Origin of the sequence: Winogradskyella sp. (genome assembly GCF_013213975.1) — a bacterium.
Lineage (GTDB): Bacteria > Bacteroidota > Bacteroidia > Flavobacteriales > Flavobacteriaceae > Winogradskyella.
In genome coordinates, this window is record NZ_JABSST010000004.1 from 39,422 (window position 1) to 65,926 (window position 26,505).

A 26,505-nucleotide genomic window follows, 5' to 3' on the forward strand; every position below is an offset into this window, starting at 1 on the left:
TCAAATAATTTCCTGATATACTTTGCTTGTTTCAATGATTTGATGAATATCATCATTATTAATTTCTTTCTTCTTATCGGCAAATATTAAAAAGTTAGCATAAACTTCATCAAGTTGCAATTTAGTTAATTCATAACCTATTTTTTTAGCACGGTAAGCTAATGCAGCTCTCCCACTTCTTGCAGTAAGAATTATAGCAGACTCAGTAACACCGACATCTTTAGGGTCTATTATTTCGTAAGTTTCTCTATTTTTTATGACACCATCTTGATGGATTCCTGAGCTATGTGCAAATGCGTTTGCACCTACTATAGCTTTATTTGGCTGTGTATAAATTCCCATGCTATCACTTACTAACTGACTCATACCATAAAGCATTGAGGTATTTACATTGGTATCTAAATTGAGGTAAGGATGCTGTTTTAAAATCATCACAACTTCTTCTAGAGCAGTGTTACCTGCGCGTTCTCCAATACCGTTAATAGTACATTCTATTTGCCTTGCACCGTTAATAATACCTTCTATAGAATTAGCAGTTGCTAAACCTAAATCGTTATGGCAATGACATGATAAAATGGCTTTTTCTATGCCTTTTACATTTTCTTTTAAATACTTAATCTTAGCGCCATATTCGCTTGGTAAGCAATAGCCTGTGGTATCTGGAATATTAAGCACTGTGGCACCAGCCTTAATGGCAACCTCACACACTCTAGCTAAATATTCATTATCAGTTCTACCGGCATCTTCCGCATAAAACTCTACATCTTCAACAAAAGACTTTGCATACTTTACTGCTGCAAAAGCACGTTCTAAAATATCTTCTTTTGTTGTTTTGAATTTATGTAAAATATGAGAATCTGATGTACCTATTCCAGTATGAATTCTAGGTTTCTTAGCATACTTTAGAGCTTCAGCGGCCACTTTTATGTCATTTTCTACAGATCGGGTTAATCCACACACGGTAGCATTTTTTACGATTTTTGAAATAGACTCTACAGATTTAAAATCACCTGGACTCGACACAGGAAAACCAGCTTCGATAACATCTACACCTAAAATGTCTAGTTGCTCTGCAATTAATACTTTTCGTTGAGTATCAAGTTTACAACCAGGCACTTGTTCACCATCGCGAAGCGTAGTATCGAATATTTGAATAGCGTTATTTGACATTTAACAAAATAAAGATTAGTATTGTCTAACGAAGTTAGGGTATGGTTTTTTCAATTTTTTGGACCCTCCGATAGATTTTACGATGTTCAAAACCAAAAACATACATTAAAAACCTCACAGTCAAATACTTAATAGATATTTCCGTTGACAACTAAGGACCAAAAAGACAACTTATTTTCACTCGTTAAATCACTGACCAAATCAGAGAAAAGACAGTTTAAACTTTATGTTGGTCGCTTGGGTGTAAATGCTAATTCAAAATTTCTTAATCTCTTTAATCTTCTCGATAAAGCAAAGACTTATAATGAGCAAGCAATTTTACAAAGCAAAATCATAAAAAAGCAGCAATTGGCAAATGTAAAAGCGCATTTGTATAAACAGATTTTAATTAGCCTTAAGCTTAATCCCTCGCATCAGAATATAAGATCTCAAATTAGGGAACAACTCGACTTTGCATCTATATTATACCATAAGGGATTATACAAACAAAGCCTAAAAATTTTAGACAAAGCAAAGGAGTTGGCTATAGCCAATGAAGAGAAAAATATGGCTTTCGAAATTGTTGAATTGGAGAAAATTATTGAGTCACAGTATATCACAAGAAGTATCAGTACTAGAGCTGATGAATTGGCAATTCAAGCTCGAGATTTAAGTGCTCAAAATGTCATTGCAAGTAAACTTTCTAATCTTTCCCTACAGCTGTATAGCATTATTCTTAAAACAGGGTATGTTAAAAATGAAAAAGAAGGAAAGGTTATTAAGGAATACTTCAACGATAGACTTCCTAAGTTAAACAATAAAAAAATTGGTTTTAGAGAGAAGCTTTGGTATTATAAAGCCCATTTATGGTATAATTTTTTACTGCAGGATTTTTTGAATTGCTATAGATATGCTTCAAAATGGGTAGATCTTTTCTATCAATATCCAAACATGATCAATTTAAATCCTGTGTTTTTCTTAAAAGGGAATAACTATTTACTTGAGTCAATTTTCTTCCTAAAGAGCAAGGATAAGTTTGTTAAGAAACTCAATGAGTTAAATGCTACGGTTTCAGATTCTAATTTTATAAAGGATGAAAATGTAGCTGCACTCATTTTTCTTTACACAAACTTCCATAGCATAAATCAACATTTTATTGATGGTAGTTTTGATGAAGGGTTAGCTTTAATACCTGATATTGAAAAGCAACTTTCAAAATATGAAAGTCGAATTGATCCGCATCATAAAATGATTTTCTATTACAAATTTGCGAGTCTTTATTTTGGAGCTGGATATAATAAAAAGTCCATCGAATACTTAGGTAAGATAATTTCTAACAAGTCCCTATCTATGCGTGAAGACCTACTTTGTTTTTCGAGAGTCCTCAATCTGGTTGCTCATTATGAAGCAGGATTAGATTATCATCTGGAAGCATTACTCCGCAGCACGTATAAGTTTTTGATTAAAATGAATGACTTGTACGAAGTGCAAAAGGAAATGATAAAGTTTATCCGCGGGCTGCAAGATATCTATCCGCAAGACCTGAAAAAGGCATTTAAAGCGCTGCTAGATCAATTAAAAGTTTATGAAGATCATCCGTACGAACGACGAGCATTCCTATATTTAGATATTATTTCATGGTTAGAAAGTAAGATCGAAAATTGCACGGTTCAAAAAATAATTCAGAAAAAATACATCTTGTCTCAAAATAATGCTAGAAAACTATAGATATGCGTTGGACGCTGAAACCTAAACCTGAGATTTCAAAAATTGAAGCTTTAAAAAAAGCACTTCAAGTAGATGATACTGTGGCCATGCTTTTGTTACAACGTGGTATTGAAACTTATGAAGCTGCAAAAACATTTTTTAGACCAAGTTTTAATGATTTACACGATCCTTTTTTAATGAGGGATATGGATATGGCTGTTAATAGAATCGAAAAGGCCATAGAATTAAAAGAAAATATCTTGGTTTATGGTGATTATGATGTCGATGGATCTACTGCTGTTGCTTTAGTGTCTTCATATTTAAAGACAAGGGTAAAATCTGTCGCAACATATGTTCCAGATCGTTATGATGAAGGGTATGGTGTTTCTTTTAAAGGAATAGACTTTGCTGATGATAATGACTTTAGTTTAATTATCGCCTTAGATTGTGGTGTTAAAGCAATTGAAAAAGTGACCTATGCTAAAGACAAGGGTATTGATTTTATTATTTGCGATCATCACAGACCAGGTGATACATTGCCTGAAGCGGTTGCCGTATTAGACCCTAAAAGGAATGATTGTGACTACCCCTATAAAGAACTATGTGGTTGTGGAGTTGGTTTTAAACTAATTACAGCCTTAGCAGTGAAACAAGGTCAAACAGCTGAAGATTTAGTAGAATATTTAGATTTAGTAGCCACTGCTATAGGTGCAGATATCGTACCAATAACGGGCGAGAATAGAGCATTGACATATTTTGGGTTACAGGTTATTAATTCTAATCCTAGGCCTGGCATTAAGGCTATTATTACTGAGATTAAGAAAGAAGAGTTATCCATTATAGATGTGGTCTTCATAATAGCACCGCGCATAAATGCTGCCGGCAGAATGAAACATGGTAATCATGCTGTGACTCTTTTAACGGAGCAAGATTTTAATCTTGCTGCAGAATATGCATTGGATATAGACCAATTTAATACGGATAGACGTGAAACGGATCGGATTATAACAGAAGAAGCCTTACTTCAAATTAAAGAAAATAAAGAGCAAAAAGGGTTTACAACGGTCGTATACAACAAAGACTGGCATAAGGGTGTTATAGGCATTGTTGCCTCTAGATTAACTGAAACCTACTATAGACCCACATTAGTTTTTACAAAAAGCGGTGACAAATTGGCTGCATCAGCACGTTCAGTTAAGGGTTTTGATGTATATAATGCGCTTGAAGCTTGTAGTGATTTTATCGTTCAATTTGGCGGACATAAATATGCGGCAGGATTGACAATATTGCCAGAAAATTATGACGCATTTAAAGCAAAATTTGAAGGTGTTGTCAAGGAAACAATAGATAAAAAACTGTTGACTCCAGAACTTAAAATTGACTTAACTATTGGATTACAGCAAATAGATCACAAACTTTATAGAATAATTCGTCAATTTGCTCCTTTTGGCCCAGGAAATATGACTCCTGTGTTTATGACTCAAGGAGTTACAGATACTGGATGGGGAAAATGCGTTGGTGAAGACGATAAACATATTAGATTTACAGCAACACAATCGTTCAATGATAAGCTTGTTGCAATAGGATTTGGTTTAGGGGATAAAATAGATCTTATTAGAAACAGAAAGCCTTTTGATATTGCCTATACGATTGATGAAAATCAATGGAATGGTTCTGTAAGTTTACAATTAAAATTAAAAGACATTAAAGCATAATTACTTGGCAAAAGTAGATCCATACGCAGCATTACGGTTTAAAGAATTTAATATCTTTTTACTATTACGTTTTGCATTGGTTTCTGCATGGTCCATGCAATTTTTAGTAATTGAATGGCAAGTCTATGATCTTACTAATGATAAATTGAGTTTGGCGATTATTGGTGCTTGTGAATTTCTACCAGCGTTTTTTTTAGCTCCTTTTGCAGGGCATATTGTGGATCAAAAAGAGAAGCGAAATTTATTTGCTATATGTATAGCATTATTTTCCTTGATTAGCTTTGGTCTATTTTGGTTAACCTCTGAAACGATTGAATCGTCTTGGGAAACGAACACTATTTTATTCAGTATATACGGTTTGGTGTTCTTTGGTGGTGTTCTAAGATCCTTTTTCGGACCAACTATTTTTTCATTGATTGCCCTATTGGTTCCCAAAAAAATATATCCTAATGCTGCAACCTGGAGTAGCAGCACTTGGAAGGGTGCAGCGGTTTTAGGGTCGTTATCTAGTGGTTTTTTAATTGCTTGGATTGGTGTACATTCTACATTAGGTGTAGTCTTTTTGTTGGTAATGTTTGCGCTGGTATTAGTTTTTTTCATAAAGAAAAAGTCGATCTTAAACAAGGAGATCAAAGAATCCGTTAAAGAGAGTTTAATAACAGGTGTAAGCTTTGTATTTAATGATAAGGTTATTTTAGGTGCTTTGACTTTAGATATGATTGCTGTACTATTTGGTGGCGCAGTGGCGATTTTTACAGTATTTGCTAAAGATATTTTTGAAAATGGACCTAGAGGACTAAGTATTTTAAATGCATCACTCTCCTTGGGTAGTATTTTAACAATGTTAGCAACGACTTATATACCAATAACCAAAAATACAGGAAAGAAACTATTAGTGGCAGTGTTTGGTTTTGGTCTTTGCATGATTGTTTTTGGGGCATCTAAATTATTCTGGCTTAGTGTGGTAGCAATATTTATAGCTGGTGTTTTTGATGGTATTTCTATGGTGGTTCGCCAAACCATACTGCAATTAAAAACTCCAGATGAAATGCGTGGACGTGTAGGTGCTGTAAATTCAATGTTTGTTGGATCTTCTAATGAACTTGGAGCTGTTGAAAGTGGTGTAGCGGCAAAGATATTTGGTGCTCCGCTTGCTGTTATGCTTGGTGGAACAGTAACATTAATCGTAGTACTAATTATTGGTGCAAAAAATAAATCTTTACGAGAGCTGGACTTACAGCAAGATGTTGAAGCGAATTAAGCGGAAGCAAAAGAGTGATTAATTTTTCTTTAACTCTAAAACTTTTCCATCAAAAACTCCATAGGTATAGTATTGAATCCAATCTCCTAAGTTAATGTAGTTTGATTTTTCATTTAGGGTAATTTCTAAAGGGAGATGTCTATGACCAAAAACAAAATAATCGCGATGTTTTTCACAGAGTTTCTTTTTACTGTATATGGCTAGCCATTCATTTTCCTCTCCTAAAAATTTGGCATCATCATCACCAGATATCAGTTTATTTTTTACAGATAAATATTGAGCAATTTTAACACCTATATCTGGATGCAGCCATCTAAAAAGCCACTTAAAGAATGGATTTGTAAATACCTTTTTCATTCGCTTATAGCCTTTGTCTCCAGGACCAAGGCCATCTCCATGACCTATAAAGAATGAGGCATTGCCAATAGTAAAATCTTGAGGTTTGAAAAACACAGGAATCCCTAGCTCCTTTTCAAAATAACCATTCATCCATAAATCGTGATTTCCAACAAAATAATAGACAGGAATTCCTGAATCTACAATTTCAGCAAGTTTACCTAAAGTACGCGTAAATCCTTTTGGAACGACAGTTTTATATTCGAACCAAAAATCGAACAAATCACCGATAAGAAATATGGCAGCGGCATCGTCTTTAATGGCGTCTAACCAAGCCACAAACTTTTTTTCACGTGGTAGAGATTCTTTAGGAGTTGGTGCGCCTAAATGATTATCTGAGGCAAAGTATACTTTTTTGCCTTCAGACAAAACTATGTGGTGATTACTATTCATTATCAGACGCATACCATTCTGCAAAGCTGGTAGCGGTTTCTTGGAGTTTTATAGAATGAAGTTTTATATTTTCTGGTAATCGACTTTTAATCTTTGCAGCAAAGTCTATTACCATCATTTCAGTTGTTGGTTGATAATTCGTTAAAATAATATTATGGCCCTGCTCCTTTAGATCATTAGCCAAATCTATATGTGGTGTGTTTTTATTAAAGATCATTGTATGATCAAATACATCTACAATTTCTTCTTTAACAATCTTTTTTAAATCTCCAAAATCAATTACCATTCCAAATTTAACATTTGCAGTATCTGTAATTGGAACACCTATCACTGTAACAAACAAATGATAACTATGGCCGTGAAGGTTTTTACATTTACCGTCGTACCCATAAAGTGCATGACCAGCTTCAAAAGAAAATTGCTTTGTAATTCTTATGTTACTCATTATCGTCTTTTGTTTCGATTATAGAAATAGACAACAACAAGGACTACACCTAGAATAAGAAACAATCCGTTACCTCCTAGAAAATTTAAAACATCCATCTTATTCGTCTTTTATTCTGTTTTTATAATATCTCAATATTACGTGAGCAAAGATTACCAAAACCACAAAGGGCAATAACATACCCATAGATATTCCAATACTCTAACTATTATTAGGAGCTTCCGTAAGCTTTTCTTTGCTATGAACTTATTGAAATAATTTAATCAATGCAAACATGGCGCAAATGTAATACGTATTTACTTGATCACTAAATTTTTTGCGCGCTCAAATTTAAGTCTTTTGTACAAGTGGTTTAAAAGTTTTTCTGAATTTTATGATTAGTGGCAATCCACGGGCTACAATCCAAAGTGTAAATGCAATGAAAATTCCAATGAGCTTATAACTAAAATAATCCATTACATAAATTACAGGAATAAACACCAATAAGGTTGAAAATAGTAGCACATTTCTGAGATATTCCATTTTACCTAGGCCTTTAAAGACTCCGTCAAATATGAAGGCCAAAGCACATAAAGGTTGCATCAATAAAATTATCCAAAAAACCTTATAAAACTCTTTGAGTACAGTTTTATCGTCTGTAAATATTTGACCAATTGGGAAATACAGGATCGCCCCCAAAAATCCAATAATTATACCTACAAAGATTCCATATTTAATAAGTTTTTTGCTCAGATCTATTAGTAATTCATACTTCTTTGCACCAAGTAGTTTTCCTGAAAGAATATTACCTGCACTAGCGTACCCATCTATTAAAAAAGCCCCTAAAAACCATAGATTAATAGCTATAGTATAGGCAGCAATGTAGGTTGCACCATACTTTGTTGCAAAGCTAGTTCCAAAATACAAAGCAATATTTAAGGCAATTGTCCTTATGAATAAATTCATAATCATTAAAATAAAGCGCTTTATCTCCGGATTAAATGGAAACTTAACTAATAAAGGAATATTTGTTTTTTTAATGATGAAATATGCAGCGATAAAGGCCATAATTATTTGTGCAACTACACTAGCATATGCTGCTCCTTGAATATGCATAGCAGGAATAATGTCCGGAATACCATACACAAAAATGATATCTAAAACTATATTAGCTAAAGCACCTGTAATAGCTATGAGCATTGGATGATAAGTGTTTTGAAGACCTCTAAAGGTTCCAAATACAGCTATAGTAAAAAGTGTAAATGGAAATCCAAATACTCTAATTTGGTAATAGTCCACACTGTAAGTTAAAATTACACCTGATGCATTATATAGTTTAAAAATCTGCGATGAAAAAGGATAAGTTACCAGAATAATAATAATACTTAGTGAGGTAATTAGAAAAATTGCTTGTGCAGGTAGATTTTTAACTTCACTTAATTTATCAGCTCCTAAATATTGCGATACAATCGAAGAGATGGCACTACGTGTTTGACCCAAAACCCAAATTAGCATTGACATAAATGTGGTTACGATACCAACAGCAGCCAAAGATGCTGTGGCATTATAATCCATATTACCAATTATTGCTGCATCAGTTAGAGACAATATAGGTTCAGATACACCAGAGATTAAGGCTGGTATAGCCAGGTTATTAATTTGTTTTAAAGTAATTGTTGTACTCAAAGGACTAATTCATAGCAATGAAAAGGGAATTCACTTTGTTTCGGAAAATAAATATCACCCAATCGTTTATAGCCGCGAAGTTCGTAAAACTTTTGATTTCTTTTGTTCTGTGAAAAGGTGTCTAATCGTATAGAGTTATAGTAATTTTCTAGAGCGTAGTTTTCGGCAAAACTCATGAGCTGTTGTGCATGACCAGAGCCCTGAAACTTTGGGTGAACCGCTAAGCGATGGATGTAGATATTATTGTCATTTTGGGTTAACCATTTAACAGGTATGTATTCCTTGTCCATGTACGTTGAAATCACGATGGTACCTATTAATGTTTCATCTTTAATTAAAACATAGAGCTCAGCACGTTTTACATCATTAACAAAGGCTTTAGGGTTTGGGTAATGTTCATTCCATTGATAAATGTCATTGGTAATCATTGCTTTAGCACAAGCCTTAATCATTACCATGATGGCGTCTATATCTTTCAAATTACCTTTTCGAATCATTTATAATGTGTACTTTTGTTTCAAATTTATAGAGATGAAAACAATATTAGTTCCTGTTGGGTCGTCAAATAATGCAAAGTCCCATTTGCAGTATGCTGTGGATTTTGCAAAAGCATTTGGGGCTAAATTATATGTAGTTCAAATATATAATGTTTATACCAAAGCAGGAACAATGATTAAAGTAGATCATATTATTGAGCGTGAATCTAAAAAGTTTTTAGATAATCATGTAGCCTCTATAGATACTAAAGGTGTTGACCTTATTACGAAAACTTTTAAGGGTAAACTTGTTGATACCATAGAGAAAGTGTCTCATGCTTTGGATGTGGACCTTATTATTCTTGAGCCAAGAACAAATTCTGTAAAAGACGACGTGTATTTGGGTAAAACGTCAGGGAAGATAATAAAGCGTACTCAGATTCCTGCTCTCATAGTCCCTGAAGGGTCCACTTACAGGCCGATAGTTAAAATTTTAATCGCTTTAAAATCTGCTATTATTAAAAGGGAAGGTGTCTTGAGACCCTTAACTGCAATTAAGGATCATTTTAAGGCTGTTGTTAATATTCTCTTGGTTAAGACGAAGCAATATATTGAGGAAGATTTTGAACTTAATGACGAGTTACAGAGCATCATTACGAATACTACAATTGCAGAATGCCCAACAACCTTTCATGCTGTTTTAGAGCACTATAAAAATCATAGTCCAGATTTATTATGTGTTGTTAGACGTAAACGAGGATTCTTCTCTAAACTTTGGGAAGAAGACGTGATTTTAAAGAAGGATTTCCACAGCTCAACAATTCCTGTTTTAGTTTTAAGTGGTTTAAAATAATTGGGGCATTAGCTCAGCTGGCTAGAGCGCTACGCTGGCAGCGTAGAGGTCATCGGTTCGAATCCGATATGCTCCACTTTAATAGAAATACCTAAGTCTACACTTAGGTATTTTTATTTAACGAAAGTTATTATAGATTCAACAACTATATCCAGTTCTGAGGACAATTGGTTTGAAGTCCAAGGATGTTTTACATTAAAAACATGATCTGCTCCGTCGATTATTACAAGCTTACTATTGGGATTCCATTGATGTAAAGCATAGGCTTCGTCCATAGAAATCGATGTATCATTATCACCATGAATAATTAAGTGTGGTATATCCAATCGTTTTTCAGCAGATGCTATGTGAAACCGTTCTTTATTTGCTATAAAATCTTCATAGAACTGATAATAATGAGGCATTTGTTGTTTGGTTCTTCCATTAATAACATATTTTACCCCTTTAGCTTTCCATTCGTCAAGGTCACTAGTTGTTACTGTGCGCTTCTCAAAATCAGAAACACTAGCTAAGGTTATTAATTTGGTGACCCTATTATCTTCTGAGGCCTTTAATATTGTTATCCCACCACCTCTACTGTGCCCTATTAAAGTAATCTGAGAACAATCAATTTTAGGATGAGTTATAAAATGCGCTATAACCCAAGAAATAACATCATTTAAATCATCTAGCTCTATAGAATAATTGTTATTTCCAAAGGCTTCAAGATCTGGAAAATCTATGGGATTTTCAATAGTACCTCCATTGTGTGAAAAGTTGAATTTGACAAAACAATTTCCAGCTTCAGCAATTTTTTTACCCATTAAATCCCAAGCTCCCCAATCTTTAAATCCCTTATAACCATGACAAAATAGAACTATGGGCTGATTCGGCACGTCTTCTTTATAAAATGTATCAACTAGTATGGATTTCTTTCCTTTACGATTAAGGATACTATTTTTATTAATAATCATGATTAGCGTTCTTTTTCGGTAAAGTCAATATTCGGATCCAATATTTCTAAGATAAGTTGCTTTAACTCAACTTCAAAAGCCTTAATTGTATCAATGGAAAGTGTTTGATCTTTTTTCTTGCTGTAGGTTGAGGGTTTTGTTCCAAATTTCAGAAAACCCGAATTAAGATTTTTAAATGAAATAATTCCTGCTTCAATGGGTAATTCTATCTTACTATTGACATACATCATATACGCATAGCAGAGTATCTGAAACGATTTACTGTATTTATCGTAGTCAGTTGTGATATCTTCCCAATTGATTATTTCGACTTTATTTTGTTCTACCTTTCCTGACTTATAATCAATAACCCTAGTTACGCCATTTAACTGATCAATGCGGTCTACTTTTCCTTTTAAGACAATTGGGAAGTTAATATTTTTAATTTTAATAGGGATAGATTCATCAACTTCAATAGCTAAAATTTTAATGGTATTTCCTGAGTTAAGGGATTTTATTTCTAGGTCTAAAAAGTTATGAATGTACCGTTGGGCAATCTCAAAAACGATGAGGTTTTTTCCTTTTGAAAAATCTCCTTCCCTATATAAAAGTTTAAAGTGTTTATAAACGGTACTTCTAACCTTAGATTTAAACGCTTTAAGTAAAGCTATAGTTAAAAAATGGCCTTCCACGGGTTTATATAAATCCTCCAAGGTGTTATGAATAATCGAGCCTAGCGTATTTGCTGCAATATTTTCTTCAACACCTTCAAACTCTTTAACACCCAGTACTTTGTCATAATAAAAGTCTATAGGATTTCGAATGTAGTTTGTTAAAGACGACGGTGAAAATCCTTTAGCAGCAATAGTCTTAAGTTGCTCTAAGGCAGTTTGATTTTTCGACACTTGCTTTAGTTTATGTTCAATTATAGGGACTTTAGGCGCTGCAATAACCTGTTCAATTGTATGTATGCCTTCAATTTCTAACTGTGTAATAAATCTACTTTTTTCACCTCCTTTAAGTGCATTAATTTCTGTATTATAAAGTATATAAATATTTTTAGCACGCTGAAGGAGTCGAAAAAAATGGTAGGTGTAGACAGCGTCTTTTTCTTTATATGTTGGCAATCCATTTTGTAACTTAACGTCATAAGGGATAAAGGAATTATTAGTTTTACCTGAAGGAAGTATGCCTTCATTAACCGAACTAATTATTACGGTTTCAAAATCTAATACTCGCGATTCTAACATTCCCATTATTTGTAACCCATCAAGAGGTTCACCTTGAAAGTCTAAAGTTTCTGAAGTTAATAATTCGTTGAATAGACCTTCTAATATTTTAATAGACTTTAATTGTTGCTTGTATTTAGAGCTAAGTTCTGTTAACTGATTAAATAATTTATAAAATCTAAATAAATATTCTAACTCCAAATTACTCTTCTCCTGATTTAGCTTTGTTTTTATACGCTTAATTAGTTTTAAACATTGATTAAGAGCAAATTTGGGATTGTCGGTCCAGGATTCAAATAACTCATGCAAGAAATTGAAATGAATATCATCAACTAGTGATTTTAATTGGTCTAGATTTAAATAGGTAAAGTTATATTTTTGAATACTTGTAATAATGTGTTTAGCCCCATTGCCTGAGTTTGACTCAAAGAGTCTATAGATTGAAGGGTGAGAAAGTAAATCGACAACATCTTCATGATAATATTGAGCAGTATTGTGTCGATGAATATGGAAAAGTAAATTAAATAATGATGCAAGAGGTACAAACTTTAATGGTAATCCCATTGTTACATTAACTTGACTGATACTTTTAGGAATAGAATTTAAAACAGGCACTAAAAGATTTTCCTCTCCTAAAACCACAGCTACTTTTGATAGGTCTGAACGTTCTTCCTTTAAACCCTTAAGTATATGGCCAATATACTTGGCTTGCCCAACTAATTTGGGTATGCCAATAGTCTGAATCTTTTTCTTATTTGAATAGTGCGAGGTAATCCAATTGAAAGGGTTAGTATTAAAATATTTCCACTGTGATCGGTGCTGTCTTGCAAAATGTCCGGCATCATGAATAACGTCATTTACGAACGTCTGATCGATGTCCCAATAGATATGAGCAATATCACTTTGAAGCAAGCCTTGGATAATCTGAGACTCGGATTTATTTAAAGCATTAAATCCAAGAAATATGTGTTTTCTATTAGAATTAGTTTCGATGTAATACTCAAGGTTGTTTGCAGCCTCCCTATAGATTAGTCCTTGATAGCCTTCTTTGTTACCAATTAATTCTTCTGTAAATGCGTTGTAGTAGTTTCCTAATTGCTTCCAGAATTTTAAATGCGATTTAATTAAGTTAGTTTGGTTAGATTCTAAGGACCAGTGGTCCAATTCTTTTATAGCTCCTAAATAATTGAATATATCAGTTTGATTTACCAGATATCTGTCAATCTCGTTAAAGTCTTGCAGTAATATCTGAGCCCATTTTATAAAAGAGTCAAAGGGTTCTATTTCTAAATTATCAGTATGAGTAGAATAAGTTGTATATAGTCTAAATAATAGTTCTGAATTATGAAGCGCCTTAAGTCCTGATAGGTCTTCTACCAACTCTTCAATACTGAGAATTGTTGGGGATAAAATAGGAGACTTTAGAACAGAAGCTAGCTTATGTTTTAAGAATATTTTTGCCCGTTTACTTGGCAGAATAAAGCATAAATCTTGGAGTGGTAGTCCTTTTTTTTGGAGATCGTATAATACCTGCTTTATAAAACTTTCCATTTTATAAAAATAAAAAACGCCCCGAAATACGGGACGTTTTTAGTCAATTTATATAAATGTTTATTTAATTCTGCGGATTTAATAGAATTACTTCAACACGTCTGTTGCTTTTTCTTCCATCTCTTGTTTTATTGTCTGCAATTGGCTTTTCTTCACCATACCCTTTTGATTCTAATCGGTCTGCAGCAATTCCATTAGCAATTAAATAATCTCTAACTGCATTAGCTCTTCTTTCAGATAACAACTGGTTTGTTTTCTTAGAACCTACACTATCTGTATGACCGTCTATAGAGAATCTAGACTTTGGATATTCCTTAAGAATTGCAATGATATTATCAACTACTTGCTCAGACTCACCCTTAATTGAAGATTTACCTGTGTTAAATAAAATAGTCTTAGCGTAATCGTTTAATGTTTTCATAACGGCTGGGCTAGGTGCTTGTCTTGGACATCCATCTAATTCAGCTTCACCAGCTTCGTTAGGACATTTATCATCTTTATCTAAAACACCGTCTCCATCAGTATCTGGCCAAGGGCAACCACTATTGGCAGCAGGTCCAGCCTCGTTAGGACAGTTATCATCAACGTCAGCAACACCGTCACCGTCTGCATCTGGACAACCCATTAAAGATTTCAGACCAGCTACAGTAGGACACTTATCGTCGTTATCTATAACTCCATCACCATCGCTATCTGGGCATCCATTAAATTCAGCTAAACCAGCAGTATTAGGACAGTCATCTTTAGAATCTTGGATACCATCGTTGTCAGAATCCGGACATCCGTTGAAAATTTCTAAACCAGCTTCTTCTGGACAAGCATCGTCTTGGTCATAAATACCATCGTTATCCGTATCAACACCACCAAATTTAAATGTAACACCTAACGAATGTTGGAAATGCTTAGGCAGATAATCCTCGAAAGCATGTTTATATCTTGTATTGAAATCAACACCTAATTTTTTAGTGATCCAATATTTGATACCTAATGTACCATTGAATGTACCTGCGCCGATATCATCTAACCAGGTATAACCACCACCGATACCTAAATAAGGATCAATTTTATTAGAATTAATAGCATTCATGAAACTATATGAAATTGTACCGTCAAGAGCATAATAAGTTAAATCACCAACTGTGTTTGTGCCAGCTTCAGATCCGTCAGGATTTAAATTTGTACCAAACTTGTCTATTTTATTAACAGAACCAGTAGCAGTAAAAATAAAACCATCGCTGAGATATCTTGAAAGAGAGATAGTAGAAAGTGATGGATAGATATTCCAATGATCTTCTACATTAAAAAATTCGTCAAAATATTCTCCTTGAGGTGCATCCTCCCCAACAGGATATGGGTCGACTGCATTGACACCGATAGAAACAGCCCATGGATTGTTCTTGTCTTGACCATGCGTAGTGCTGAAACTCATAAGAAGCACTGCGACAAAAAGTAATCTGCTAAGATTTTTCATATTCTAATTAATTTAATTTTTTAAGTGTTAATTGTTAGCAAATGTAAGTTGTTAAATGTTATTAACAAAGACAAATATATAAAAATATTGTTATAACGCCCTATAATAGTGACTTTCTAAGGTTTTTATATCAATTGTAGTTTTTTACCAACTTTAACAAATGCATTAATGGCTTTGTCCAATTGGTCTTTACTATGAGCTGCAGATAATTGTACTCGAATTCTCGCTTTTTCTTTAGGAACTACAGGATAGAAAAACCCTATCACGTAGACACCTTCATCAAGTAGCATCTTAGCCATAGTTTGAGATAGCTTTGCATCATATAACATTACAGGAACAATCGCTGAATCTCCATCAATTATATCAAACCCAGCCTCTCTCATACCTTTCTTAAAATATTTGGTATTCCAATCAACTTTGTCTCTCAGTGAGGTATCGTTTTTGAGCATATCAAAAACCTTAATACTGGCACCTACTATTGCAGGTGCTAAAGAATTTGAAAACAAGTATGGTCTCGATCTTTGACGTAAAATTTCAATAATTTCTTTTTTAGCAGTTGTGTAACCTCCCATAGCACCTCCCATGGCCTTGCCAAGAGTACCCGTAATAATATCAATTCTTCCAAGTACACCTTTTTCTTCTAAAGTTCCAATACCCGTTTCACCTATAAATCCAGTAGCGTGACATTCGTCTATCATGACTAAGGCATCATATTTATCTGCCAAATCACAAATTTTATCTAATGGGGCAACAAGACCATCCATTGAAAAAACACCATCTGTAACTATGATTTTAAATCTAGCACCATTTTCATTCGCTGCAATGAGCTGTTTTTCTAAGTCGGCCATATCATTATTTCGGTAACGATACCTGGCGGCTTTACAAAGTCTAACACCATCAATTATGGAAGCATGATTAAGTGCGTCTGAAATTATAGCATCTTCTTTAGTAAGTAAGGGTTCAAAAACTCCCCCATTAGCGTCAAAAGCTGCCGCATAAAGAATTGTATCTTCGGTGCCATAAAAATCAGCGATTTTTTGCTCCAGTTCTTTGTGGATATCCTGTGTGCCACAAATAAAACGAACGGATGACATGCCAAAGCCATGGGAGTCTAAAGTGTTTTTTGCGGCTTTAATAACCTCAGGATGAGAGGATAAGCCAAGATAGTTGTTAGCGCAGAAATTTAATACCTTTTCTCCAGTATTTAATGTAATTTCTGCATCTTGAGGTGATGTTATAATGCGCTCCTCTTTAAAAAGTCCAGCCTCTTTTATAGCTTCTATTTCTTGTTGTAAATGCGATTTTATATTGCCGTACATAGTTATGGTGTTAATTATTTGGTAAAGATACCATCAATAAGTTAGACTTCAATGACCTTAATAGTATCATTTATATAAACCAAATATTTATGAGTAACCTTTAAGTCCATCATACTTATAACAGTAGAATATTCGTCTAACTGTGATTCATGTGATGATTTTGGGATCCCGGTCTTATAGTCAATAATTATGGCATTATCGTTTATAATATTTAAACGGTCAGGTCTAAAAAGTAAACCAGAATCGGTAATGATATCTCGTTCGTTATACACTTCAGAACCTTGAACATAATATGTTTGCAGCATTGGATGGTTAATAACCTCTAACACTAACTTTTGTAAATTTTCTTTTTCATCATAAACAATTTCACCTGAACTGATCAAGTCATTAAAGGCAAAATCTAAGTCTTCCTGGTATTTAATTTTTGAAAGAATTAAATGTACTTTATTGCCTCGTTCTATTGCTATTTCTTGCTTTGTATCCCATAACTGACCTGATTTAGTTATGATATTTAAATTATGGTCTTCTTTTGGTATAGATAAAAGTGGCAACTCTTTAGGTATAAAATCCTCTTGTTCGGCTTTAGATGGTTTGGATTCTGGTTCACCAAAATTATAGCTAAGTCTTTGGTCAGACCATTGATCTAGACTTTGCAAATAAGAGATTAACATTCCGGAATAGGTGTTGTCTTTTACATTGCCTTTTGAGTCAAAGTCCTTTTTTGATATTATGTGAAGTTCATCCTCAGGTCTCGTTAATGCCACATACAAGAGATTTATATTATCCAATTCTAATTGAGATTGGTGTTCTCTAAAAATACGTTCTCCAATTTCTCCGAATTGAACGACGTCTTTACTGTAATTGAGCAGTAAAATCTCAAAATCATTGAATTTTTCTCTTTCTATGGGAAACCAAATCTTTGGCTCGAGTTCTTTATAGATGTTAAGGTCTGCAAACGGAAAAATAACAACTGGGAATTCTAAACCCTTACTTTTATGAATAGTCATAATTTCTACAGCATTTAAATTCTGCGATGAGATAATGCTTAGACTATCTTTTTTAGTGTCAAAAAATTTCAAAAAAGAACTTAGATCTGCATTTTGTTTTTGGGTGAATTCTAAAATAAAATCTAGATAAAATTGAATGTAAGCATCAGACTCTTTATTGAGTTTAAATGACCTTATAAGTTCTTCAACGAGATCATATAGAGGCAAACTAATAAGTTGTGTTTTATTTATAAACACATTCAAGGACTCTAATCCTTCAAAGAATTTGTCTGTATTTGAATCTAAATGGCTTGTAAAAAATGCATGTTTATCCTTTATATCGTTTAGTTCAGCTAATGCAGAAAGGATTTCAATCTTTAGGTTATCATTATCTTCTTGAACTAATAATTTCAGCGTTGTATCTAATAGGTTTACTTTTGGAGAGTTTGAAACAAGTAATGTTTCAGAAGAGGTTATTTTTAGATTTTTTTGACTCAGGTAATCTGCGATAGCAACACCTTCTTTACGCTTTCTTACAAGAATACAAATATCATTAAGTTCATATCCTCTGCTTAAGCAATTAATAATTGTTTCATAAGCCTTCTCACAATATAATAATGCCTCATCATCATCAACTGTAGCATCTATGAAATCTAGATTAACATAGCCATTAGTATTACGAATAGCATTTTGCTCTCCATTTTCATAGAGATCAGCATAATTACCATCAGAAAAGTAATTTTGACTCAAAAATTTAAAGAAGCTATTATTGAACTTAATAATTTGTTTTGCACTTCTATAATTTGAGTTCAATGAAATAACGTCTGGTGCTATTTGAAATGGATTAGATGACCTATTGTATAGGCCAATAAACTGTTCTGCTTCTCCACCGCGCCATCTATAAATGGCTTGTTTTGCATCTCCAACTAGCATAGCTGTTCCATTTGACGCAGATAATGTGTTGTCGAAAAGAGGAATAAGATTTTCCCATTGTAACCTTGAAGTATCCTGAAATTCATCAACAAAATAGTGCTTAAATTTTTCACCTAAACGTTCATAAATAAAAGGTGTAGGTTGATTTTTAATTTCTTTACTTATTATTTTATTAAATTCTGAAATAAGCATTTTATTTTGCTCTTCTTTTAAAGTGTTAAGTTCCTTTGTTATAGAATTTAAAACTGAAAGAGGGATGACATTTTTATAAAATCCTTTCTTCAATTTTAACTCAAACACTAAATTTCTCGAAGATTGAAATAGTTTGGATAATTGAGGTTGAATACTGTCAATAGTTTCAGCGATGGTTTCTGTAACTCGCTTTGGATAAAGCGTATTGTTATTTAACAGATCATTTTGCCAACTCGCTTCAAAATTTAGTTTGAAGTTTTTTTCTTTTAGTTGTTTAAAATGATTAGGCAAAGACTTTCTGTTAAAGTCATTAAATTGTAAACCGCACTCTTCAATTAAGGTTAATGCATTTAATCCGATTATACTAATGTTTTTCTCCAACGAATTGATGGAACTAAATAGAACATCTTTTAAATTATTAAAGTCATTTAGGGTTTTGGTTTTTAAATTGTCAATAGCTTCAATATCATTTTCACTCACCAAAAGCTTTGCAATTTTGTTAAAATCATAACTAATGTCCCAGCTTTTATCTTCATCTGTTTTATCAAATGCAAAATCGATTAGGCTTTTGGTTAAAGCTTCGTCATCACCAGCTTTAGAAATGAGTTTATCTACAGCTTCATTTAATAAACGATTTTGATCTAGTTCTACCTCAAAATTCACCGGTAGGTTTAGATCATGAGCAAAGGTTCTTATAATTCGATGTGTAAAACCGTCAATTGTGGAAATATCAAAAGCACCGTAGTTATGGATGATATGTTTTAAGATGTGCTTTGATTTATTTTTTAGGTGTGTAGGCTTAATGGATAATTCTTGACAAATGTCTATGAACATTGTATGTGGTTCTGTAAGATTTTTGTCGCTGGAGAATTGCCGAAGCATATCTATAATTCTTGTTTTCATTTCACCAACAGCCTTATTGGTAAAAGTAATTGCCAATATGGATTTAAATTGATCATAGTTTTGTGCTTTGACCAAAATTTTAATGTAAGACTTGGCAAGGTTGTAGGTTTTACCACTTCCGGCTGATGCATTGTAAATTTTGAATGAAGAATCTCCCAAAAGATAAATTTTATACCAAAATAGGGAATCTTAATAATTTATTTAGAACATCTTATTATCAAAACCGTAAATTTGTTAAAATAGAAATACTAACATTTAAAACATAAATATTATGGCTTTTGAATTACCAAAATTAAACTATGCATATGACGCTTTAGTACCACATATTGATGCAAGAACAATGGAGATACACCATTCTAAGCATCATAACGGGTATACAACAAAATTAAATGCGGCAATTGAAGGAACCAATTTAGAAGGTAAATCAATTGAAGACATTCTAACTAATCTAGACATGAGTAATTCAGGAGTTAGAAATAACGGGGGTGGATTTTATAACCATTCTTTATTTTGGGATGTGCTTAACCCAGAAGATAGAGGATATCTTTCAGGTGAGTTAAAAGATGCTATTGAAGCTGAGTTTGGATCTAAAGATGCTTTTATTGAAGCATTCTCAAAAGCTGCGGCTACACAGTTTGGATCAGGTTGGGCTTGGTTATGTGTTCATAAAGGAGGTAAGGTTGAGGTGTGTTCAACACCAAACCAAGATAATCCATTAATGCCAGGCGTATCTTGTGGGGGTACTCCAATTTTAGGGTTAGATGTGTGGGAGCACGCCTATTACTTAAATTACCAAAATAGAAGACCAGATTATATTGAGGCGTTTTTCAAGGTCATTAATTGGAATGAAGTAGAGCGGAGATATGCTCAAGCAAAATAAGTATCAAAAAATAGAAAAGAAAAATCCAAGTCCATATGGCTTGGATTTTTTAATGTTTTTAAATGAAAAAAGGTGAACAGAGAGTTCACCTTTTTTGCCCCAAATCTACCATAAACTTAACCTACTTATGTTATGGTGAGTCAAATATAGGAGGACCTATATTTAATATTTTAATTTATTGGATAAACGACCTATATATTAGTCTAAGCGAAGAATCCTCTGGCATTAGAAATCTTTTGAAAATAAAATCGATTAGTGAATAGAAGCTTTACATAAAGTATTACTTTAATATGGTGCATAAAAAAAGGTGAACAGAGTTCACCTTTTTTTGCCCCAAATCTACCATGAACTTAACCTACTTATGTTATGGTATCACCAATGTAAATTTTATTTGTTAAAACAGTACATTATATTAGATGAAATGCATGATTCTTAGGTGAAGTACGTAATTTTTCGGATTAACCGTAAATCAATTGTGATTATTTAGTAAGCACGTTCTTTATTCCCTTCAAAGAAATTAATAAATGCTCTATTAACTACCCTATTACCGCCGTCAGTTGGATAATTGCCTGTAAAATACCAATCTCCTAAATTTTTTGGACAGGCTTTGTGGAGGTTCTCAACTGGCTGAAAAATTATTTTAACTTCTGCGTTGACATCTTTATCACTGAGCAATTCCGAAATCTTAGCCGAGATTTGTTCGTCTGTAAAGTTGTTGTAAATTTCTTTAACATAATTAAGGACGTTCTTATCTTTAAGATTTACTTGCTTAATACATTTTTTATAAACCTCTTCAACAATATGATATTGATTGTTATCCTTAAGAAGTTCAAGAGCGGCTCTAAAAGCAACTAAACTTTCAAGATTGGCCATGTCAATACCATAGCAGTCAGGATAACGAATTTGAGGAGCAGACGAAACAACAATAATTTTCTTTGGATTCAAACGATCCATCATTTTTATGATACTTTTTTTCAAGGTCGTACCTCTTACAATACTATCGTCAATAATAACAAGATTGTCCGTGGGCTTAATAACACCATAGGTAACATCATAAACATGAGCTACTAAATCATCTCGACTACTATCTTCAGTAATAAAAGTTCTTAATTTAACGTCTTTAATAGCAATTTTTTCAATACGTGGTCTTTCAGACAAAATCTCCTCAACTTTCTGAGCTGATAAAGCACGTTGACCTTTGAGGATGGCTTGTGTCTTTTTTTGATTTAGGTGCTCCTCAACCGTATCTATCATTCCAAAGAAAGAGGTTTCAGCAGTGTTTGGTATATAAGAAAACACGGTATTTTTTGTATCAAAGGCAATGGCATCTAAAACCTTTGGCATTAATAGTCTCCCTAGTTCTTTACGTTCCTCATAAATTTCGGCATCACTACCGCGCGAAAAATAAATACGCTCAAATGAACACGCTTTTCGTTCAAGAGGTTCCAGAATTTGTTTGATCTGTGTTGTACCATTCTTTTTAGTAATGATTGCATGACCAGGATTTAATTCAATAACTTCGTCAAACGGAACATCAAACACTGTCTGAATCACTGGTCGTTCAGACGCTACAACAACAACTTCATCATCTTTATAATAATAGGCTGGACGTATACCTGCAGGATCTCTTAATACGAAGGAATCACCATGACCCAATAAACCAGCCATGGCATAACCGCCATCCCAGTTTTTTGCCGCACGACGTAAGATTTTACCAACTTTTAAACGCTCAGCAATTAAAGGTGAGCATTCACTTTTACTGTAGCCTTCTTTCTTAAGATCTTTATATATTTTACCTACAGCATCATCTAAAAAATGACCAATTTTTTCCATCACTGTAATTGTATCAGCCTTTTCTTTTGGGTGTTGGCCAAGATCCACAAGATTGTTAAATAACTCATTAACATTAGTCATGTTAAAGTTACCTGCAACAATTAAATTACGATGCATCCAATTATTTTGCCTTAAAAATGGATGAACACTTTCCACACTATTTTTACCAAACGTACCATAACGTACATGACCAAGAAGTAATTCTCCTATATATGGGATGTTCTTTTTTTGAAGCGTAACATCATTTTTATATTCTGGATTTTGATTCATTTCCAAATTAATACGATGGTTAATTTGAGAGAAAATGTCTTGAATTGGTTGTTGCTCTACCGATCTTACTCGACTGATATAACGTTCCCCAGGGTTAGTATCCAATTTTATGCTTGCAAATCCAGCTCCGTCTTGGCCGCGGTTGTGCTGCTTTTCCATCATCAAATACATTTTGTTGACTCCGTAGAAAGCACTGCCGTACTTTTCTTTGTAATATTCCAATGGTTTTAGAAGCCTAATAAGTGCTATTCCGCATTCATGTTTTAAAGCATCACTCATATTGTGTAATAAAAAAACGCGCTCAATTTTGAGCGCGCTGGTTTTATGTTAATTCTATATCAAATTGTGTTAGACTTTTAAATTGGTCTAAGCGTTTATGTATTTCTGTTTTAGATAAATTTTCCATACGTTCGGTACCAAACTTTTCAACACAAAACGAGGCTAAGGTTGATCCATAGATAACAGCAGTCTTCATATTTTCAAAAGAATAATCTCCAGTTTTTGCCAAATAACCTGCAAAGCCACCTGCAAATGTATCACCAGCACCTGTTGGATCAAATACTTCCTTTAAAGGTAGAGCAGGTGCATAAAAAACATTATCCTCTTGAAAAAGTAATGCGCCATGTTCCCCTTTTTTAATCACCACATATTTTGGGCCCATTTCATGGATTTTCTTTGCTGCAACCACTAGGGAATATTCACCTGTTAATTGTCTCGCTTCTTCATCATTAATAGTAATGACATCAATATGTTTAATGGTATTATGTAAGTCTTCAAGTGCGCAATCCATCCAGAAATTCATAGTGTCAAGCACTACCAATTTTGGCTTAGATGTCATTTGATTTAAAACACTCATCTGCGTTAATGGATGCAGATTTCCTAGCATCACCACGTCAGCATTTTGATAATCCCTCGGAACTTTAGGTTCAAAATCAGCAAGAACATTAAGTTCTGTTGCTAAAGTATCTCTAGAATTCATGTCATTATGATACTTCCCACTCCAAAAAAAGGTTTTACCATCTTTAACGATTTCTATACCTGAAATATCAATATTTTTATTGGCAAGGAGATCTAAATAATCTTGTGGAAAATCACCACCTACCACAGATACAACAGTAGAATCTACATTAAAATTGGAGGCTGCTAAACCAATGAATGTTCCCGCTCCACCAAGAATTTTATCGGTTTTACCAAAAGGCGTTTCAATGGCATCAAATGCAACGGTACCTACAATTACTAATTTACCCATTAAAAAAAGTTTAAATTAAGGTGTAAAAGTACATAAAATATATTCCTCATAAAACACGAAAAAGTGACAAAACGGTCCTTGCTACTTTCTTCCAAAATCAGCAGGAATTTCTCCCCAAGCTTTTGTTTCCCACTTAACAATTATAGTATTATAATCATTAGAGTTGAGCCATTTTACTGCTCGGTCAACCAATTCAAATAGGGTTTTATTTGTTTCTGTGCGTTCGAGTTTCGAATTACATGTTTTTTTGCGAACCCAACTTATAGCCGTTTTAGAATCTGTATAAATAATGCGATTGCTACGTTTTTGTTTTAGAAATGCTAAACCATGCACAATAGCTAAAAACTCACCAATGTTGTTTGTGCCTTGTTCAAAGGGGCCTTGGAGAAACAATTGTGTTTTTGTTTTTGTGTCTACTCCACGATATTCCATCTTACCGGGATTACCACTTGAAGCAGCATCCACCGAAATTGAGTTGAAATTGGGTTTACCAATTTTTTTGAGCTGCTCTTCCGAGAGTTCACTTTTAAAAGTCTTGGATTTTCCTATGTAGTCTTTAGCCCCTTCTTTAAAGGCCTTTTTTGCGGCATCAAAAGATGTGAAGGATTTGTATTTTGCGCCTTTAAAATCTTTAATCTGTGATTTGCAATCATCCCAAGATTCAAAGATCCCGGGTTTATGTCCTTTCCAAACAACGTAATATTTGGATTTCTTCTTAGCCATTTAACAGTTTTTCAACGACAATAGGAAAGTGATTCATTTCTAATTCATGAATTTTAGCAGCCACATCATTAGAATTATCCGTTGGGAAAACTTCACACTTCGCTTGGAAAATAATTGCCCCTTCGTCATAGTTTTCATTTACATAATGTATAGTTATCCCCGTTTCTTTTTCTTTGTTGGATACAACAGCGTTGTGCACATGCATTCCATACATACCCTTTCCCCCGTATTTAGGTAAAAGTGCAGGATGAATATTAATCACTTTGTTTGGAAATTCGTTTAATATAAATTCAGGAAATTTCCAAAGAAAGCCAGCTAAAACGATTAAATCTGGTTGCGATGACTTTAAAATATTAAGGACATCATCAGATTTTGAAAAAGCAATCCTATTAAAAGCTACAGCGCTAATATTTAACCGCTTGCATCGGTCCAGAACTTTGGCGTGAGGATTGTTTGTAAGTACTTGAATAACAGATGCATTGTCACTGTTTTTAAAAAATCTTATCAAGTTTTCAGCATTACTTCCACTGCCTGACGCAAAGACTACAATTCGTTTCATAATTTCGCTATACGTATTCAATTATTCGAAACAAAAAAAAGAATAAAATTTTACAATTAGGTACAAAACAAAAAGACATATATCTTAATTTATTATTAAACCGCACATTTTATCGGTAAAGATGAATTTTAAAATAAAGTTTTTTATTTTTGCGTCCTAATTAAAACTTAAAATTAAAAGATTATGTCAGACATTGCATCAAGAGTAAAAGCGATTATCGTAGACAAATTAGGTGTTGATGAAAACGAAGTTGTAACTGAAGCGAGCTTCACTAACGACTTAGGTGCAGATTCATTGGATACTGTAGAATTAATCATGGAGTTTGAAAAAGAATTTGATATTCAAATCCCAGATGATCAAGCTGAAAACATTGCAACAGTTGGTCAAGCTATCTCTTACATAGAAGAAGCAAAATAAGACTTTATTTTTATGGAATTAAAGCGAGTAGTAGTTACTGGTTTAGGAGCGCTTACACCTATTGGCAATACCAAAGATGAATATTGGAGTGGTCTTGTTAATGGAAAGAGTGGTGCTGCACCTATAACACATTTTGATGCTGAAAAGTTCAAAACACAGTTCGCTTGTGAAGTAAAAAACTTTGAAGTTACTGACTTTATTGATAGAAAATTATCGCGTCAAATGGATAAATTTTCGCAATATGCTATGGTTGCCTCTGATGAGGCTATTGCAGATGCAAAATTAGATCTAGATGCGATAAATAAATATAGAGTAGGAGTAATTTGGGGAGCTGGAATTGGTGGTTTAGAAACATTTCAAGAAGAAGTGTTGAAAACATTCTGGAAGAGCTATCATATCCTTGTTTGGAAATTAAACAAAGAATTTTCAATTTGTATAATAAATCGAAAATTAAAAAATACAATCGTACCTATTTTACTAAGCAAAACCCGGTAGATTTAACAATTCCAGTAGTAGTACTAATTGATGATCGATCGGCATCGGCTAGTGAAATTGTTTCGGGAGCGCTCCAAGACATGGACCGTGCTGTGGTGATTGGCGCTAGAAGTTTTGGAAAAGGATTGGTACAACGCCCTAAACCCGTGGCTTATGGTACGCAAATGAAAATTACCATTTCTAGATATTACACACCCTCTGGTAGATGCATACAAGCCTTAGACTATTGGAATAGAGATACCGATGGAAAAGCTACTAGAATTAAGCAAGAAAACTACAACGCCTTTAAAACAAAAAATGGCAGAACGGTTTACGATGGCGGTGGTGTTCAACCAGATATTGAATTAGAACATGCCGGTCTATCTCCTATTTCTAAAGCTATTTTAAAAGAACAATTAGTCTTTGATTATGCCACCCAATACTACTATAATAATCCGAGTATTGATATTAATAGCTTTCAATTAACTGATACAGATTTTAAATCCTTTAAACGCTTTTTAAAA

The 26,505-nt window shown here is 33.5% G+C and carries 20 protein-coding genes, 1 tRNA gene and 2 pseudogenes; 9 read left to right on the forward strand and 14 right to left on the reverse strand.

Going from position 1 to position 26,505, the window contains the following annotated elements:
• Nucleotides 1–1,170 carry a 2-isopropylmalate synthase gene (locus HRU49_RS00765; RefSeq protein ID WP_296353140.1) on the reverse strand — a complete coding sequence of 390 codons (1,170 nt, stop codon included), beginning with the start codon at nucleotides 1,168–1,170 and terminating at the stop codon, nucleotides 1–3.
• A 144-nt stretch (nucleotides 1,171–1,314) separates the two neighbouring features.
• Between HRU49_RS00765 and HRU49_RS00770 the strand changes: the two genes are divergently transcribed.
• From HRU49_RS00770 to HRU49_RS00780, 3 genes are read left to right on the forward strand one after another with little or no spacing between them, the layout of a single operon-like run.
• Nucleotides 1,315–2,877, forward strand: a complete 1,563-nt coding sequence (locus HRU49_RS00770; protein ID WP_296353142.1) for a hypothetical protein — start codon at nucleotides 1,315–1,317, stop codon at nucleotides 2,875–2,877.
• 2 nt (nucleotides 2,878–2,879) lie between these two features.
• A complete protein-coding gene (gene recJ, locus HRU49_RS00775; protein WP_296353145.1) occupies nucleotides 2,880–4,571 on the forward strand; it encodes a single-stranded-DNA-specific exonuclease RecJ in 1,692 nt (563 codons plus the stop codon).
• 4 nt (nucleotides 4,572–4,575) lie between these two features.
• Nucleotides 4,576–5,832 carry an MFS transporter gene (locus HRU49_RS00780; protein ID WP_296353146.1) on the forward strand — a complete coding sequence of 419 codons (1,257 nt, stop codon included), beginning with the start codon at nucleotides 4,576–4,578 and terminating at the stop codon, nucleotides 5,830–5,832.
• 18 nt (nucleotides 5,833–5,850) lie between these two features.
• Here HRU49_RS00780 and HRU49_RS00785 read toward each other — a convergent pair whose 3' ends face one another.
• The 4 genes from HRU49_RS00785 to HRU49_RS00800 all read right to left on the reverse strand — a co-directional run bounded on the left by HRU49_RS00785 (nucleotide 5,851) and on the right by HRU49_RS00800 (nucleotide 9,228).
• Nucleotides 5,851–6,603, reverse strand: coding sequence for a UDP-2,3-diacylglucosamine diphosphatase (locus HRU49_RS00785; protein ID WP_296353179.1), 753 nt, complete (start codon nucleotides 6,601–6,603; stop codon nucleotides 5,851–5,853).
• Nucleotides 6,604–6,613: 10 nt separating this feature from the next.
• On the reverse strand, nucleotides 6,614–7,066 hold the full coding sequence (locus HRU49_RS00790) for a 6-carboxytetrahydropterin synthase (RefSeq protein ID WP_296353148.1): 453 nt from the start codon (nucleotides 7,064–7,066) through the stop codon (nucleotides 6,614–6,616).
• A 330-nt stretch (nucleotides 7,067–7,396) separates the two neighbouring features.
• The gene (locus HRU49_RS00795; protein ID WP_296353150.1) at nucleotides 7,397–8,731 is read right to left on the reverse strand and encodes an MATE family efflux transporter; all 1,335 of its coding nucleotides are present in this window, start codon (nucleotides 8,729–8,731) and stop codon (nucleotides 7,397–7,399) included.
• Nucleotides 8,728–9,228 carry a GNAT family N-acetyltransferase gene (locus tag HRU49_RS00800; protein ID WP_296353152.1) on the reverse strand — a complete coding sequence of 167 codons (501 nt, stop codon included), beginning with the start codon at nucleotides 9,226–9,228 and terminating at the stop codon, nucleotides 8,728–8,730. The genes HRU49_RS00795 and HRU49_RS00800 overlap by 4 nt, the downstream gene beginning before the upstream one ends.
• A 34-nt stretch (nucleotides 9,229–9,262) precedes the next feature.
• Between HRU49_RS00800 and HRU49_RS00805 the strand changes: the two genes are divergently transcribed.
• Together HRU49_RS00805 and HRU49_RS00810 are read left to right on the forward strand one after the other, a co-directional pair.
• Nucleotides 9,263–10,060 carry a universal stress protein gene (locus tag HRU49_RS00805; RefSeq protein ID WP_296353154.1) on the forward strand — a complete coding sequence of 266 codons (798 nt, stop codon included), beginning with the start codon at nucleotides 9,263–9,265 and terminating at the stop codon, nucleotides 10,058–10,060.
• Nucleotides 10,061–10,062: 2 nt separating this feature from the next.
• A tRNA-Ala gene (locus HRU49_RS00810) sits at nucleotides 10,063–10,136 on the forward strand.
• Nucleotides 10,137–10,173: 37 nt separating this feature from the next.
• Here the strand turns inward: HRU49_RS00810 and HRU49_RS00815 are convergent.
• The 5 genes from HRU49_RS00815 to HRU49_RS00835 all read right to left on the reverse strand — a co-directional run bounded on the left by HRU49_RS00815 (nucleotide 10,174) and on the right by HRU49_RS00835 (nucleotide 19,735).
• Nucleotides 10,174–11,013, reverse strand: coding sequence for an alpha/beta hydrolase (locus HRU49_RS00815; protein WP_296353156.1), 840 nt, complete (start codon nucleotides 11,011–11,013; stop codon nucleotides 10,174–10,176).
• Nucleotides 11,014–11,015: 2 nt separating this feature from the next.
• Complete coding sequence (locus HRU49_RS00820) at nucleotides 11,016–13,772, reverse strand: PD-(D/E)XK nuclease family protein (protein WP_296353159.1); 2,757 nt, start codon at nucleotides 13,770–13,772, stop codon at nucleotides 11,016–11,018.
• A gap of 64 nt (nucleotides 13,773–13,836) precedes the next feature.
• The gene (locus HRU49_RS00825; RefSeq protein WP_296353160.1) at nucleotides 13,837–15,243 is read right to left on the reverse strand and encodes an OmpA family protein; all 1,407 of its coding nucleotides are present in this window, start codon (nucleotides 15,241–15,243) and stop codon (nucleotides 13,837–13,839) included.
• A gap of 125 nt (nucleotides 15,244–15,368) precedes the next feature.
• Nucleotides 15,369–16,562 carry a glycine C-acetyltransferase gene (gene kbl, locus HRU49_RS00830; RefSeq protein WP_296353162.1) on the reverse strand — a complete coding sequence of 398 codons (1,194 nt, stop codon included), beginning with the start codon at nucleotides 16,560–16,562 and terminating at the stop codon, nucleotides 15,369–15,371.
• A gap of 41 nt (nucleotides 16,563–16,603) precedes the next feature.
• The gene (locus HRU49_RS00835) at nucleotides 16,604–19,735 is read right to left on the reverse strand and encodes a UvrD-helicase domain-containing protein (protein ID WP_296353165.1); all 3,132 of its coding nucleotides are present in this window, start codon (nucleotides 19,733–19,735) and stop codon (nucleotides 16,604–16,606) included.
• 112 nt (nucleotides 19,736–19,847) lie between these two features.
• Between HRU49_RS00835 and HRU49_RS00840 the strand changes: the two genes are divergently transcribed.
• Nucleotides 19,848–20,456 carry a superoxide dismutase gene (locus tag HRU49_RS00840; protein ID WP_296353168.1) on the forward strand — a complete coding sequence of 203 codons (609 nt, stop codon included), beginning with the start codon at nucleotides 19,848–19,850 and terminating at the stop codon, nucleotides 20,454–20,456.
• A gap of 483 nt (nucleotides 20,457–20,939) precedes the next feature.
• On the opposite strand, the gene HRU49_RS00845 is transcribed toward HRU49_RS00840, so the two are convergent.
• From HRU49_RS00845 to purN, 4 genes are all read right to left on the reverse strand, one after another.
• The gene (locus HRU49_RS00845) at nucleotides 20,940–22,838 is read right to left on the reverse strand and encodes an amidophosphoribosyltransferase (RefSeq protein WP_296353170.1); all 1,899 of its coding nucleotides are present in this window, start codon (nucleotides 22,836–22,838) and stop codon (nucleotides 20,940–20,942) included.
• A 43-nt stretch (nucleotides 22,839–22,881) separates the two neighbouring features.
• Nucleotides 22,882–23,808 (reverse strand): PfkB family carbohydrate kinase, encoded by a 927-nt coding sequence (locus HRU49_RS00850; RefSeq protein ID WP_296353172.1) that lies wholly within the window; start codon nucleotides 23,806–23,808, stop codon nucleotides 22,882–22,884.
• An 81-nt stretch (nucleotides 23,809–23,889) separates the two neighbouring features.
• Nucleotides 23,890–24,531: a ribonuclease H family protein gene (locus tag HRU49_RS00855; RefSeq protein WP_296353174.1), complete on the reverse strand. Its 642-nt coding sequence runs from the start codon at nucleotides 24,529–24,531 to the stop codon at nucleotides 23,890–23,892.
• Complete coding sequence (gene purN / locus HRU49_RS00860; RefSeq protein WP_296353176.1) at nucleotides 24,524–25,090, reverse strand: phosphoribosylglycinamide formyltransferase; 567 nt, start codon at nucleotides 25,088–25,090, stop codon at nucleotides 24,524–24,526. Before purN ends, HRU49_RS00855 begins: the two co-directional genes overlap by 8 nt.
• Nucleotides 25,091–25,273: 183 nt before the next feature.
• Here purN and HRU49_RS00865 point away from each other — a divergent pair, with 183 nt between their 5' ends.
• The 3 genes and pseudogenes from HRU49_RS00865 to HRU49_RS00875 all read left to right on the forward strand — a co-directional run.
• Nucleotides 25,274–25,507: an acyl carrier protein gene (locus HRU49_RS00865; protein WP_008269813.1), complete on the forward strand. Its 234-nt coding sequence runs from the start codon at nucleotides 25,274–25,276 to the stop codon at nucleotides 25,505–25,507.
• A 12-nt stretch (nucleotides 25,508–25,519) separates the two neighbouring features.
• Nucleotides 25,520–25,879, forward strand: a pseudogene (locus tag HRU49_RS00870) (beta-ketoacyl synthase N-terminal-like domain-containing protein); the annotation flags it as partial.
• 68 nt (nucleotides 25,880–25,947) lie between these two features.
• Nucleotides 25,948–26,505 (forward strand): annotated as a pseudogene (locus HRU49_RS00875) (S41 family peptidase); the annotation flags it as partial.